The organism is Oryzifoliimicrobium ureilyticum (assembly GCF_037199735.1).
GTDB classification, from domain to species: domain Bacteria; phylum Pseudomonadota; class Alphaproteobacteria; order Rhizobiales; family Rhizobiaceae; genus Rhizobium; species Rhizobium ureilyticus.
In genome coordinates this window covers 38,022-52,468 of sequence record NZ_JBBBVQ010000025.1, presented here as the reverse complement: position 1 = coordinate 52,468, position 14,447 = coordinate 38,022, and the positions used below count along the sequence as shown (strand labels likewise).

Here is a 14,447-nt window from a genome sequence, read left to right as displayed (position 1 = left end):
CATGTCCGCCTTGCGCAACGGGCTTTCGCGTCAGAGCGAGACGGTCTCGCCTGGCTTCGGCGCCTTCACCTGCGTCTCAGCGCCTTCCATGCCGGCGATGAACTTGTCCGCCGTCTGATCAATGATCGGGAAGGTGCCATAATGGCAAGGAATTGCCGTCTTGAAGTTGAAGTAGCGACGGCAGGCAAGCGCAGCAACGGCACCGCCCATCGTAAAGCGATCTCCGACAGGGACGAGGCCAATATCCGGCTGGTGCAATTCGTTAATCAGAGCCATATCGGAGAAGATATCTGTATCGCCCATATGTAGGAGGCTGGCTTCCCCCTCGAAGTGCAACATCAAACCGTTCGGGTTGCCGAGGGCATGCGAAACGCCGTCTTCCGTGATCTGGGCCGAAGAGTGCAAGGCGTTGGTGAAGGTTGCCGAAAAGCTTCCGAACGACACCGTGCCTCCAGTGTTGCCCATCTCAATCTTTTCCACACCCTTTTTCCCGAGCCAGGTTGCCAGATCGGCATTTGCCAATACCACGGCACCGGTTTCTTTCGCCAACTCGATTGTATCGCCAACATGGTCGCCATGACCGTGCGTCAACAGGATGTGCGTCACGCCCTTTGCGACATCTTTTTTGTCCTGCCCTGAAAAGGAGGCATTATGCGTCAGGAACGGATCCATCAAAATCGTCGCATTGCCTGTCTCGATGCGAAAAGCGGCGTGACCCAGCCAAGTAAGTTTCATCGCATTCTCCTTATTTTTTGAAACTGTGGTGGACGATATAAGTCGGTATCGACATAAACGAAGACCTTGCGAAGGAAAGCGCTTCGCTATCACTTTAATATGACGGTTTGGGTATGAGTGTCGTAACGATTGAGGAACTAGCTAGCCTTCTGCAGCCCGGTCAGGCAATTGCAGGTCTTGATCTTGGAACGAAAACGATCGGACTGGCGATGTCTGATCTCGGACGACGGTTGTCCTCTCCGCGCCCTGTCCTGAAGCGCACAAAATTTACAGCGGATGCCGAAGCGTTGCTTGCCTTCGCACTTAAGGAAAAAGTGGCAGCCTTTATCATCGGGCTCCCCGTCAATATGGACGGGAGTTCCGGACCACGGGTTCAGGCGACACGTGCCTTTGTTCGCAATATGGAGCCCAAGACCCAGATTCCGTTCGTTTACTGGGATGAGAGACTGTCCACCGTTGCCGCCGAACGCGCCCTTTTGGAGATGGATGTATCACGTGCCAAGCGAGCCGAAAGAATTGATTCGGCAGCGGCAAGCTTCATTCTTCAGGGCGCCTTGGACAGGCTTGCAGCCCTTTCCCGGTCGTCGACTTTCGATACCTGACGGGTCCTCCACCACGCCAAAATCTTCGCGCGGCGTCGGAATGCAAGGAGCGAGAAGACAATAAGACTGTCAACGACAATCGCCCGAGCAACGAGCGCTGGAATATCAGCCGGCGGCAGGCCCAGCATCTTCCCATAGAGATCGAACGTCAGATCATGAACCTGACGCGAGAACATGAAGATCCCGAAACTCATGTCGTAATACGACAGCCAATACCAGCTTCCGAGGAAGATAATGGGGCCAGCCCAGAAAATTAAGAACCATTTCATGCCGTTGTCGCCTTTCCGCCGCGCTCTGGCAAGCTGTTGACCAACTCGATCGAGAGCGCCATCAGGCTTAGCACCACCACGGGCGCGCACAGGTCCAACGCCAATGCAGAGAAGAACATTGTTGCAATCATCAAAAAAGCTATCTTCATTCTCAGCGCGCCGTCATTGCATGGTAAATGCTTAGTTAACGCACCTTTGCTCGTTAACCACCACGGTGCAACGTAAACCATTTGTTAAGGTTAACAGCATGGCCTTTGCGTGACGCAATTGAAGGTCTCCGACGGCCAGCGGCGGAATGCTTCGGAATATTTCAGCCGTACACGCCGCGCACTATTCTTTTGAGTGCGCCTTCGGCCTTATCCCAATCACGGTTCGTTTTGAGCGAAAGTCCGGCGCATTGGCCCCCTGCTGCATGAGACAGAGCAAGATGCTGAATGGCCGATATGATAACCGCGTTTATGGAAACCGTATCGATGCCCTTTGGCACGGCCAGAGTGCCACGCATCCGGTCTAGCCATTGCACCAAAGCTTTGGACCGGGCCTCGGATAGCCGTTTTACCTGGGCATTTTCTTCAGAGATCTCCCAGGCGAGAATACGCCGCATCAAAGGATCATCACGCAGAGCCCTTAGCAGCAATAGCGCAAGCCGCTCCATCAGATCGCCATAGGTGAGTAGAAACATTCCCCCGGTATCTTCGGGAATGCGTTCCTTGACCCAATTTCCAAGATCGGCACCGATTGCCTCTACAAGACCATCAAGACCGCCATAATAGCGGTAGATCAATTGCTTGTCGCAGCCTGCGCGTCTTGCAACCGCGTTGATGCCGAAATTTTGGAAGCCCTCCTCGGCAAGTAGCATCTTGCCAGCTTCAAGAATAGATTTCTCCGTGCGTGGCCGATCACGAACACGTTTATCGGCCTCGCCCGAGGGCTGGGAAGCGGCTGCATGGCCGGAAGGATCTGTTAACATCGGCGATGTCCAGCTGGTCTTACCTGAGGGGTAAACAAGCCACACATGCGCGACAATAGAGATTTCGACAAAGTCTGGGGAAAAGCCCCGAGACAGGCCCGCAAAAGATCGTTTCCGACGCAGATTAGCCCTTAAGCTGATGCAGGATAGAGAAGATCGACGATGTAACCGGCATCGAAGCGCGAATCGAGCATGCCGTAAGTAGAGCGCCAGCCACCGGCCAGACGACTTTCTATGAAGGCATCCGCGATCCGCCCTGCCCCCAGCCGATAGAGCTCGGCAGCGGCAGCAGCCAGGGCCAGCTGCTCTACGAGAAGCCGAGCGGCCCCCTCGTCGCGTTCGCACAAAGCGGTGGCCGCGCGAAGTACGTCGATCGTCTTCTTGCCCGCTGGACCGAGATCCCGCGCCAAGCCGCTAAACACCGTTTCAAAAAGATCTTTGCCGCGTGACAGAACACGCAAGGCATCGAGCGCCATCACATTGCCGGAGCCTTCCCAAATCGCGTTAACCGGTGCTTCCCGGTAATGCCGTGCAATCGGGCGCTCTTCGATGTAACCACTGCCGCCAATGCATTCCATGGCTTCGTAGATTAGGGCGGGCGCAATTTTGCAGCACCAGTACTTCGCGACTGGCGTCATGACCCGCGCATAAGCCGCTTCTTCGGGGCTGCTGCGGGCGCGATCGAAAGCATCGGCAAGACGGAAGGATAGAGCCGTTGCCGCCGCCACATCGAGCGCCATGTCTGCAAGGACACGCGTCATGATCGGCTGATTGACGAGCATTTTCCCAAAAACGCTGCGACCCCGCGTATGATGGACAGCCTCGGCCAACGAGGCGCGCATGATGCCCGATGAGGCAAGCGCACAATCAAGACGCGTCAACGTCACCATATCGAGGATGGTGCGAATGCCGGCGTCAGGCGCACCTAGGAGAAAACCGAAGGTGTCGCTGAATTCGACTTCCGAGGACGCGTTTGATCGATTGCCGATCTTGTCCTTCAGGCGCTGGAATTGAAGTCCATTGGCAGAGCCATCTTCAAGAAGGCGGGGTACAAGGAAGCAACCCATACCGTCCTTGGTCTGAGCAAGCATCACAAATGCATCGCTCATGGGCGCCGACATGAACCACTTGTGTCCCGACAGGCGATAGATGCCGTCACTCACTTTTTCAGCGGAGGTCGTATTGGCGCGAACATCTGTACCGCCCTGCTTTTCCGTCATGCCCATGCCAATGGTCACGCCGCTTTTTTGCATGGCAGGCTTATTGGACGAGTCATACTTGCGCGACAGGATCTTGGGCGCCCAGTCCTTTTGCACAGAGGGCGCCACAGACAGGGCAGCCACTGAAGCGTTCGTCATCGTCAGCGGGCAAAGATGCCCGCATTCGAGTTGCGACGTTAGATAAAAGCGCGCAGCCCTGACTTTATGCGCCTGGTCTTTAGCCTCCACGTCGGCCTGCGGGTCCCAGACGGAAGAATGCAGACCGATTGAAACCGAGCGGCGCATTAACGCATGCCAGGCGGGATGAAATTCAACAACGTCCAGACGCTCGCCGCGCGGACCATGCGTGCGTAGCTGCGGAACGCCCTGATTTGCCATCCGCGCCAATTCCTGCGCTTCAGCCGAAGTGACATATCGACCGATCCCCTCAAGCTCGTCTCGGATAGGGCGCGGCAAGGTTCCCGTCAGATCGACGATCAACGGATCCGAGCGATAGGCGTTGATGCCGGACCAGAGGCTCGGCTGATTAAGTTCGGCAAATTTGTCTTCGGCGGGTGTCATGAATCGCTTCTATTGCAAGAGCCGTGCAAAGGGAAATGGGAAGTTGATCCTTTCCCCGTTCGAGTCCTAACCGATTGTGCGACGAATTGCATGGGGACATCGGTGTTTGCTTGAAGGGTGCGCTTGCCCCCATGTCCCGCACTCTTTATAGAGCCGCCAGTATCAATGAGAGGCAGGGCCATGGTCTTCTTTCCGCATCGCCACCTCATCGGCATCAAAGGCCTGACCGAGCAGGATATCGCCTACCTGCTCGACAAGGCGGACGAAGCCGTCAAAATCAGTCGGCAGAGAGAGAAAAAGACCTCGACGCTGAGAGGCCTTACGCAGATCAATCTGTTTTTCGAAGCCTCCACCCGGACCCAATCGTCTTTCGAACTTGCCGGCAAAAGGCTAGGCGCCGATGTCATGAACATGTCGGTCAGCAATTCCTCCGTGAAAAAGGGCGAGACCCTGATCGACACGGCGATGACGCTGAACGCCATGCGACCGGATGTTCTGGTCATCCGACATTCCAGCGCCGGCGCAGCTGCACTTTTAGCGCAGAAGGTCTCCTGTTCGGTTGTCAACGCGGGAGACGGGCAGCATGAACATCCGACCCAGGCACTTCTCGACGCGCTGACGATCCGGCGCGCCAAGGGCCGGCTTTCCCGGATCATCGTCGCTATCTGTGGAGATGTTCTGCATTCGCGAGTCGCGCGCTCAAACATCCTGCTTTTGAATGCAATGGGAGCGCGTGTGCGTGTTGTCGCGCCCGCGACCCTTCTGCCGGCCGGTATCGCGCAGATGGGCGTTGAAGTCTTTCATTCGATGAAGGAAGGCCTGAAAGATGCAGACGTCGTCATGATGCTGCGTCTGCAGCGCGAACGGATGTCCGGAGCATTCGTGCCATCGGTACGCGAGTATTACCACTTCTACGGCCTCGATGCCGAAACACTGAAAGCGGCCAAGGACGATGCGCTCGTGATGCATCCAGGCCCGATGAACCGCGGCGTTGAGATTGCCTCGGAAGTTGCCGACGGTCCGCAAAGTGTGATCGCAGAGCAGGTCGAAATGGGCGTGGCCGTGCGAATGGCCGTCATGGAAACCCTGCTCGTCTCTCAAAACCAGGGTCCGCGCACCGAAGGATTGAGCGCATGACAAAGCCTGCCGTTCTTCAGAATGTTCGGATCATCGACCCATCGCGGGATCTCGACGAGGTCGGCGCGATCGTGATTGTCGATGGAAAAATAGCCGCCGCAGGGGCTGGAGCCCTGAATCAGGGTCTACCCGCCGACGCGGCTTTACGAGATGGGACGGGCCTTGTCGCCGTTCCTGGTCTGGTAGACGCGCGCGTGCATATTGGCGAACCGGGCGGAGAACATCGAGAAACGATTGCTTCGGCAAGCCGTGCGGCAGCGGCTGGTGGCGTGACATCGATGATCATGATGCCGGATACGGATCCGGTGATTGACGACATCGCGCTCGTTGAATTCGTCAAGAAAACGGCACACGACAAGGCCACTGTTCGTGTCTATCCAGCCGGCGCTATTACCAAGGGGTTGGCCGGCGAAGAAATGACGGAAATCGGCCTTCTGAAGGAGGCAGGCGCCGTTGCTTTTACCGATGGATCCAGGAGCCTGCGCGACACGCAGGTCCTGCGTCGTGTCATGACCTATGGCAGGGAATTCGGAGCGGTCATCGCCTGCGAAACCCGTGACCGTTATCTTGGCGCATCTGGCGTCATGAATGAAGGTTTGTTCGCGAGCTGGCTGGGATTGGGCGGTATTCCCAAGGAAGCCGAACTCATTCCGCTGGAGCGCGATCTTCGTGTCGCCGGCCTGACACACGGGCACTATCACGCCGCCATGATCTCTGTGCCGGAATCGGTCGAAGCAATTAACCTTGCGCGACAACGCGGCGCACAGGTGACCTGCGGCATCTCGATCAACAATCTTTCGCTGAATGAAAATGACATCGGCGAATACAGGACATTCTTCAAACTCTACCCGCCGCTGCGCGGCGAAGATGATCGCGTCGCCATGGTGCAGGCTCTTGCGAAGGGCGAGATCGACATCATCGTCTCCTCTCATAATCCGCAGGATGTCGATACGAAACGCCTGCCCTTCGCCGAGGCGGCCGATGGTGCAGTAGGGCTTGAAACCATGCTTTCGGCAGCGCTTCGCCTCTATCATAGCGGCGAAGTCAGCCTGATGCGTCTGATTGATGCCATGTCGACAAGGCCGGCGCGCATATTCGACTTGCCTGCCGGTACCTTGCAGCCGGGTGCGGCAGCCGATATCTGCTTGATTGACCTGGAGCATCCATGGATCGTGGCAAAGGATATGCTGCTGTCGCGTTCTAAGAATACGCCGTTTGAGGATGCCCGTTTCAGCGGCAGGTGCGTTTCGACTTATGTTGGGGGCGTCCTGGTTCACGACCTGGACTGAACGATCAAAATTGCCGTACAAACAAGTGGAACGACGCCTGCTTGGGATCGTCCGTCGACAAAGGCGGAGTGGGAGGGGACATGATTTCGGATCTGACTAACTGGCAGCTCACGCTGCCGATCGCGCTTCTTGCGGCGGCAATCGGCTACCTGCTCGGCTCGATCCCTTTCGGCCTCATCCTGACTAAAGCAGCGGGCCTGGGCGATGTCCGTAAAATAGGATCCGGCAATATTGGCGCGACCAATGTGCTGCGGACAGGAAATAAGAAACTTGCGGCCGCGACGCTTCTCCTCGACGCTTTGAAAGCCTCGGTGGCTGCGTGGGCCGTTTCTTACTTCTTTGGCCATGAAGCCGGATTGATTGCCGGCTTCTTTGCCTTCATCGGCCACCTTTATCCTGTCTGGCTCGGCTTCAGGGGCGGCAAGGGTGTTGCAACCTATATTGGTACGCTATTAGGTGTCGCGCCGCTGATGATGCTTGCCTTCGCCGTCATTTGGCTCGCTACCGCCTTCATCACACGCTATTCGTCCCTGTCGGCGCTACTCGCAATGCTTGTAATTCCAGTTACCTTGTGGATACTGGGGGAGGAAAAGGTTGCGGCCGTTCTGGCGGTGATGTCGGTAATTTCTTATGTCAAGCATAGCGCGAACATTGCACGCCTGTTGAACGGAACGGAAAGTAAGATTGGAGCCAAGGGGTAAATGCCGCTTTTGAGCGCAAGACCAAAGGGAATTGCGCTGACAGAGAAGCAGAAGATCGCTTGGTTGCGGCTGATCCGCTCAGACAATGTCGGCCCGGCGACCTTTCGTGACCTGATCAATCAATTCGGTTCCGCTGAGACAGCGCTTGCTGTGCTTCCAGAACTTTCTGCCCGCGGCGGAGGCACTCGCCCTATTCGTGTTGCCAGTGAGGCCGAAGCGCTGCGTGAACTTGAGATCGCAGAGCGATTTGGAGCGCGTTTCATCGGGATCGGCGAACCGGATTATCCACACGTCTTGCGGGCCATTCACGGAGCGCCCCCGCTGCTTGCGATTAAGGGCGATCCGGGCGTATTACGTCATCCAGCCGTTGCTATCGTGGGGGCACGTAATGCATCGATAAGCGGGATGAAACTTGCCGCCATGGTTGCCCAGCACTGTGGTCGTAGCGGTTATACTATTATATCAGGCCTTGCCCGCGGCATCGACACTGCAGCACATCGAGCCAGTCTTGCTACAGGCACAATTGCAGTGATTGCCGGCGGCCTTGACAGACCCTACCCTCCTGAAAACATTCCGCTTCTTCATGAGATCTGGAACGGCAATGGCGTTGCGATCAGCGAAATGCCATTCGGCTGGGAACCACGCGCTCGAGATTTTCCGCGGCGCAATCGTCTGATCGCCGGCATCGGTCTCGGGCTCGTTGTCGTTGAGGCGGCAACCCGTTCCGGCTCGCTGATCAGCGCTCGTCTGGCCGGCGAGAATGGACGTCTTGTGTTTGCAGTTCCCGGATCGCCACTTGATCCAAGAGCCGGCGGTACAAATCTTCTGCTAAAAGACGGAGCCATCATTGTGACGGCGCCGGAAGACGTGACAGAAGCGTTGGCACCCATGGCCGAACCCGATCTCTTCCGCCAGACCGTCGCCAAGGAATCGGAACCGACATCTCGACCTATTTCCTCTCTGCCAGATGACAGCGACCGGGACCGTATCGTCACGGCACTGGGAACAACGCCGGTCGAGGTTGATGACATTATTCGCCATACTGGTTTGACGGCATCTTCTGTTTATCTCGTCCTTCTCGAGCTTGACATGGCGGGAAGACTCCATCGTCATGAGGGAGGCTTGGTGTCCATGTCCATGGGGACCGACTGAGAAAAACGAAGCTGCAATCTGTGTGGCAAAAGGAGCGACGTGCTCACTAAAAAACATTCGATCCCTATGGGATCGCCGGAAATAGACGAGGACAAAATCCCTGAAAACACTTGACCGCGGGCAATTGTCTGTCCATTTCGAAATATGACTTGCCGGGTCGCGTCCCGCCATCCGCCAGCATTTAGGCCGGCGATGTTTAATTTCAGAGAATCATAATGAATGTAGTCGTGGTAGAATCGCCTGCGAAGGCCAAGACGATCAACAAGTATCTCGGTAGCGGATACAAGGTCCTGGCTTCGTTCGGTCATGTGCGTGACTTGCCGGCGAAAGATGGTTCCGTCCTTCCAGACTCGGATTTCGAGATGGTTTGGGAGGTCGATTCCTCCTCCGCCAAGCACATGAAAGACATCGCGGATGCGATGAAGAACTCAGACGGCCTTATCCTTGCAACCGACCCGGATCGCGAGGGAGAGGCAATTTCCTGGCATGTCCTGGACCTTCTGAAGAAGAAGAAGTTGATCAATGGCAAGCCGGTTAAACGCGTTGTGTTCAATGCAATCACCAAGAAGGCCGTGCTCGACGCGATGGCAGAACCACGCGATATCGATGTCGCGCTGGTAGACGCCTATCTTGCAAGACGCGCTCTTGATTATCTCGTGGGCTTCAATCTCTCGCCGGTCTTATGGCGCAAGCTGCCTGGTGCGCGCTCTGCCGGCCGTGTGCAGTCGGTAGCGCTGCGTCTGGTCTGCGACCGCGAGTCCGAGATTGAGCGTTTCGTCTCGGAAGAATATTGGAATATCTCTGCGCTCTTGAACACACCGCGCCATGAGAGCTTCGAAGCGCGACTTGTATCGGCCGATGGCAAGCGTCTTCAACCCCGCTCCGTTGCAACCGGAGAAGAGGCGCAGCGTCTAAAGACTCTGCTTGAAGGCGCGAGCTACGTTGTGGATTCGGTTGAGGCAAAGCCCGTCAAGCGGAACCCCTCACCGCCTTTCACAACATCGACACTGCAGCAGGCAGCTTCATCGAAGCTCGGCTTTTCCGCATCGCGAACAATGCAAATTGCGCAAAAACTGTATGAAGGCGTCGATATCGGCGGCGAAACGGCTGGTCTTATCACCTATATGCGTACCGACGGTGTGCAGATGGCTCCAGAAGCGATCGATGCCGCCCGTCATGCTATTGGACAGCAGTTTGGCAGTCGTTACCTGCCTGAAAAACCGCGTTTTTACTCGACCAAAGCAAAGAATGCCCAAGAAGCTCACGAAGCGATCCGCCCGACGGATTTCAATCGCACGCCCGATAGCGTCCGGAAATTCCTCGATGCCGACCAGATCAGGCTCTACGAGTTGATTTGGAAGCGCGGTATTGCGAGCCAGATGGCTTCGGCTGAAATCGAACGCACCACTGTCGAGATCACGGCCGACAATAACGGTCAGAAGGCTGGGCTTCGTGCTGTGGGTTCCGTCATTCGCTTTGACGGTTTCATTGCGGCTTACACCGATCAACGCGAAGAAGGCGAGCCAGCCGAAGACGGCGATGACGAAGGTCGTCTGCCGCAGATTAATGCCCGCGAGAAACTCGCTAAGGAAAAGATCAACGCGAGCCAGCATTTTACCGAACCGCCGCCGCGCTACTCGGAAGCCTCGCTGATCAAGAAGATGGAAGAGCTCGGCATCGGTCGGCCATCGACCTATGCAGCGACGCTTGCCACCTTGCGGGACCGTGACTATGTCACCATCGACAAGCGCAAGCTGACGCCGCAGCCGAAGGGCCGTCTGGTCACGGCATTCCTAGAGAGCTTTTTTACCAAATATGTCGAGTACGACTTCACCGCTGACCTTGAAGAGAAACTCGACCGCATTTCTGCCGGCGAACTGAACTGGAAGCAGGTTCTCCGTGACTTCTGGCAGGATTTCTTTGCCCAAATCGAGGATACCAAAGAGTTACGTGTAACCAACGTGCTCGATTCCCTTAACGAATCCCTTGCGCCCCTGGTGTTCCCAATCCGCGAAGACGGTGGAGACCCGAGGATTTGCCAAGTCTGCGGTACCGGCAAGCTTTCGTTGAAACTTGGCAAGTACGGCGCCTTCGTCGGCTGCTCGAACTACCCTGAGTGCAATTACACCCGTCAACTCTCGTCGGAAGGCGCAGACGCAGAAGGCGCCGCTGCGCTCAATGAGCCAAAAGCCCTTGGCGCCGATCCCAATACCGGCGAAGAACTTACGTTGCGCACCGGCCGATTTGGCCCCTATGTCCAGCGCGGGGATGGAAAAGAAGCCAAACGCGCTTCCTTGCCAAAGGGCTGGAAGCCTGAAGATATCGATTACGAAAAGGCCATGGCCCTTATCTCGTTGCCGCGCGACATCGGAAAGCATCCGGAGACCGGCAAGATGATTTCGTCGGGGATCGGACGGTACGGTCCCTTCCTGCTGCATGACGGCAGCTATGCCAACTTGGAAAGCGTTGAAGACGTCTTTTCGATTGGCCTCAACAGAGCTGTCACTCTGATCGCGGAAAAGGCCAATAAGGGACCAGGCGGGCGCACGAGAGCAACGCCTGCCGCGCTCAAGGAACTTGGCCAACATCCCGATGGCGGAGCCATTACCGTGCGCGACGGCCGATACGGCCCCTATGTGAATTGGGGCAAAGTCAATGCGACCCTTCCGAAGGGAAGCGAGCCTGGCGCTATCACATTGGAAGAAGCGCTCGCACTGATTGCCGCAAAAGGCGGACAGCCGAGCAAGACGAAGGCCAAATCTAAGGCGAAGACCACATCAAGCGGTGACGAGGCCAGCGCAAAAAAGAAGACGACAAAAGCCAAGCCGGCAAAGGCCAGCGCGACCAAGTCAACGAAGACAAAGAAGAGCTGATTGTGAGCAAGTCCCCGCGTCCAAACACGAAGTCATCCGAACGGTCTGGGCGTGCGGGGACAAAGCCCGCGACTGACGAAAGCAAAATCATCCACGGCGCCGTGCCGCCGCGTGATGTTCTTCTCCGGTTCATCGCAGAGCATCCTCAGCAGGCGTCAAAGCGCGAGATCGCGAAAGCCTTCGGCCTGAAGGGCGAGGCTCGCATCGAGTTGAAAGACCTGCTGCGCGACCTCGAGGAGGAAGGCCTTCTCCGGAAAAACCGGAAATCTCTCACCCGACCCGGCGCGCTGCCGCCGGTCACGGTGCTCGATATCACCACAAGGGATAGCGACGGCGGGCTGATCGGCCGTCCTGCCGAATGGCCTGACGATCAAGGAGCGGCGCCTGCTGTCTCGATCCGCCAATCCAGTGACAATAACGGTCGTGGCAAAGTCCCGGTCGCGGGTCTCGGTGATCGCATTCTCGCGAAAATCTTCGCTTCAAGCGACCGGAGTGGTCCGGCTTACACGGCGCGCATCATCAAGCTTATCGACAAACGAAAAGGCGCAAGCCTCGGCGTATTCAGATCTATGCCCGGCGGAGCCGGACGCCTGATGCCGATCGAGCGTCGCGGCGAGGAAATGGCCGTTGGCCCGGAAGATATCGGTGAGGCGCATGATGGCGACCTTGTCGAGGTTGAAGTGGCACGAGGCGGTCGCTTTGGGCTGCCGCGGGCGCGCGTTCTGTCCGCCATAGGATCCGTGGCATCGGAAAAGGCAATTTCCATGATCGCAATTTATGCGCATGGAATTCCTCACATTTTCCCACAAACCGTTCTTGCCGAAGCCGATGCGGCAAAGCCGGCAACGATGGCGCACCGAGAGGATTGGCGCGATGTGCCGCTCGTGACGATCGATCCGGCGGACGCCAAGGATCATGACGATGCGGTTTTTGCAGAAGAAGACCCCTCAGAAGACAATAAGGGCGGCGTTATCGTCACGGTGGCTATCGCTGATGTGTCCTGGTACGTGCGTCCGAATTCGCCTTTGGACCGCGAAGCACTGAAGCGCGGAAACTCGGTGTATTTCCCCGATCGGGTCGTTCCTATGTTGCCCGAACGCATTTCAAACGATCTTTGCTCGCTGCGCGAAGGTGTCGAGCGACCGGCGCTTGCCGTGCGCATGACCTTTTCTGCAGAAGGACGCAAGGTCAGCCATACCTTCCATCGCATCATGATGAAGAGTTCTGCCAAGCTGTCTTATCAGCAGGCTCAGGCAGCAATCGATGGCAACCCCGACGATAAGACTGGCCTTATTCTTGAGTCGATCCTCAAGCCGCTGTGGAAGGCATATGGCATCATCAAACGGGGACGCGATAAGCGCCAACCGCTCGAGCTCGATATGCCGGAACGCAAGATCCTGCTGAAGGCTGATGGAACTGTCGATCGCGTCTATGTGCCGGCGCGCCTTGATGCCCATAAGCTTATCGAAGAAATGATGATTCAGGCGAATGTCTCGGCTGCAGAAACCCTGGAAAAGAAGCGCCAGCCATTGGTTTACCGCATCCATGACGGTCCTTCTTTGGCAAAGCAGGAAGTGCTGAGAGAGTTTCTAGCGACGCTTAGCATTGCGCTTTCGCACGGCAACCTGCGCGCTAACAACTTCAACGGCATCCTGTCGAAGGCAGAAGGGACGCCGTATCAGACTATGGTCAACGAGATGGTTCTCAGATCTCAAAGCCAGGCGATTTACAGCTCGGAGAACATCGGCCACTTTGGACTGAACCTTATCCGCTACGCGCATTTTACCTCGCCTATTCGCCGCTATGCTGACTTGATCGTTCATAGGGCGCTTGTTGGCTCACTAGGTTTTGGAGAAGGCGGTATTACGCCGGATGAAGAAGCCAAACTTGACGACATCGCAGCTGAGATTTCAACTTTCGAGCGCCGCGCCATGGCAGCTGAGCGGGAAACCGTCGACCGGTTGATTGCCCATCATCTCGCTGGCAGAATCGGTGAGCAATTTGACGGACGCGTGTCAGGAGTCACAAAAGCAGGACTTTTCGTCGCGCTTCCTGACTATGGCGCCGATGGATTCATTCCTATATCTACCTTAGGCAGCGATTATTTCATCTATGACGAAGCTCATCAGGCCTTGACCGGCGAAAAGTCAGGGCTCGGCTATCGGCTAGGAGATAGCGTCACGGTCCGGTTGGCGGAGGCAATCCCGCTCGCAGGCGCTTTGCGGTTTGAGATGGTCAGCGAAGGCAGATCGATGCCAGCTGCGACAAGATCATTCCACAAAGCCGGCAGGCGAGATGCAGCGAGAGCGCGCAAAAAGGCTGGCACACGCCCGCCAAGAGGACGGCGCTAAGCTACGTTTGGTTCGCGATCGTCAAACGGCGTCGAACGGTCCGCGTTTGCGGCAAGGTAGGAAGACAATGGATAAGCCGGTGAGCAGCAATTTGCGTTTTGGCGAAGCACCGAAAGCTGAAAGACCTTTGTGGCAATCGATCAGACGCGGCCTTTTTTGCAGATGTCCATCCTGCGGGGAAGGTCGATTGTTCAAGGCCTTTCTGAAGCCGGTGGACAGCTGCGCCCATTGTGGGGAGGCGATGCATCATCAACGGGCCGACGATCTGCCCCCCTATCTCGTCATTCTCGTCCTGGGACACGTGGTTATCGGCGGCTACATGGCGCAGGACCAGATTATGCCGCTCTCGCTTTTGGCGACATTTGCTCTCTGGACGCCGGTGACCATTGTTGTCGCCCTCTTATCCATCCAGCCAATCAAGGGCGCTGTCATCGGCTTGCAGTGGGCACTCCGAATGCACGGTTTCAGCGGCATCGAAGAGCAGCCTGAACATCCTTAGGCAGCGGCGCTATCGACGCGCCGCCTTCGCCTTGATACTCTGAGGACGAGGACTTCTGACCGCACACGCTCCTTTCTGTCGTCCATGC

Annotated in this window: 13 protein-coding genes; 8 read left to right on the top strand and 5 right to left on the bottom strand. The window is 56.6% G+C overall.

Annotated elements, in window-relative coordinates; all coding sequences use genetic code 11:
* Positions 1-30 precede the first annotated feature (30 nt).
* Entirely contained in the window at positions 31-735 is a 705-nt protein-coding gene (locus VQ830_RS24830) for a metal-dependent hydrolase (protein WP_337270849.1), read from the bottom strand.
* 113 nt (positions 736-848) lie between these two features.
* On the opposite strand from VQ830_RS24830, the gene ruvX reads away from it, so the two are divergent.
* Positions 849-1,337 (top strand): Holliday junction resolvase RuvX, encoded by a 489-nt coding sequence (ruvX, locus tag VQ830_RS24825; protein ID WP_337270848.1) that lies wholly within the window; start codon positions 849-851, stop codon positions 1,335-1,337.
* Here the strand turns inward: ruvX and VQ830_RS24820 are convergent.
* From VQ830_RS24820 to VQ830_RS24805, 4 genes are all read right to left on the bottom strand, one after another.
* On the bottom strand, positions 1,280-1,606 hold the full coding sequence (locus tag VQ830_RS24820) for a DUF6105 family protein (protein ID WP_337270847.1): 327 nt from the start codon (positions 1,604-1,606) through the stop codon (positions 1,280-1,282). The two genes, ruvX and VQ830_RS24820, sit on opposite strands and share 58 nt — an antisense overlap.
* Positions 1,603-1,755: a hypothetical protein gene (locus VQ830_RS24815; RefSeq protein ID WP_337270846.1), complete on the bottom strand. Its 153-nt coding sequence runs from the start codon at positions 1,753-1,755 to the stop codon at positions 1,603-1,605. The genes VQ830_RS24820 and VQ830_RS24815 overlap by 4 nt, the downstream gene beginning before the upstream one ends.
* Positions 1,756-1,916: 161 nt before the next feature.
* Positions 1,917-2,576, bottom strand: a complete 660-nt coding sequence (locus VQ830_RS24810) for a TetR/AcrR family transcriptional regulator (protein WP_337270845.1) — start codon at positions 2,574-2,576, stop codon at positions 1,917-1,919.
* A gap of 131 nt (positions 2,577-2,707) precedes the next feature.
* Complete coding sequence (locus VQ830_RS24805) at positions 2,708-4,357, bottom strand: acyl-CoA dehydrogenase family protein (RefSeq protein WP_337270844.1); 1,650 nt, start codon at positions 4,355-4,357, stop codon at positions 2,708-2,710.
* Between the two features lie 180 nt (positions 4,358-4,537).
* Here VQ830_RS24805 and VQ830_RS24800 point away from each other — a divergent pair, with 180 nt between their 5' ends.
* The 7 genes from VQ830_RS24800 (at position 4,538) to VQ830_RS24770 (ending at position 14,359) form a co-directional block, all read left to right on the top strand.
* Complete coding sequence (locus VQ830_RS24800) at positions 4,538-5,494, top strand: aspartate carbamoyltransferase catalytic subunit (protein ID WP_337270843.1); 957 nt, start codon at positions 4,538-4,540, stop codon at positions 5,492-5,494.
* Positions 5,491-6,783, top strand: a complete 1,293-nt coding sequence (locus VQ830_RS24795; protein WP_337270842.1) for a dihydroorotase — start codon at positions 5,491-5,493, stop codon at positions 6,781-6,783. The genes VQ830_RS24800 and VQ830_RS24795 overlap by 4 nt, the downstream gene beginning before the upstream one ends.
* Positions 6,784-6,863: 80 nt before the next feature.
* Positions 6,864-7,484 (top strand): glycerol-3-phosphate 1-O-acyltransferase PlsY, encoded by a 621-nt coding sequence (gene plsY / locus VQ830_RS24790; protein WP_337270841.1) that lies wholly within the window; start codon positions 6,864-6,866, stop codon positions 7,482-7,484.
* Complete coding sequence (dprA, locus tag VQ830_RS24785) at positions 7,485-8,636, top strand: DNA-processing protein DprA (protein WP_337270840.1); 1,152 nt, start codon at positions 7,485-7,487, stop codon at positions 8,634-8,636. It begins immediately after the preceding gene.
* A 215-nt stretch (positions 8,637-8,851) separates the two neighbouring features.
* Positions 8,852-11,509 (top strand): type I DNA topoisomerase, encoded by a 2,658-nt coding sequence (topA, locus tag VQ830_RS24780; RefSeq protein ID WP_337270839.1) that lies wholly within the window; start codon positions 8,852-8,854, stop codon positions 11,507-11,509.
* A 2-nt stretch (positions 11,510-11,511) separates the two neighbouring features.
* Positions 11,512-13,860 carry a ribonuclease R gene (gene rnr, locus VQ830_RS24775; protein ID WP_337270838.1) on the top strand — a complete coding sequence of 783 codons (2,349 nt, stop codon included), beginning with the start codon at positions 11,512-11,514 and terminating at the stop codon, positions 13,858-13,860.
* 67 nt (positions 13,861-13,927) lie between these two features.
* Entirely contained in the window at positions 13,928-14,359 is a 432-nt protein-coding gene (locus VQ830_RS24770; RefSeq protein ID WP_337270837.1) for a DUF983 domain-containing protein, read from the top strand.
* Positions 14,360-14,447 lie beyond the last annotated feature (88 nt).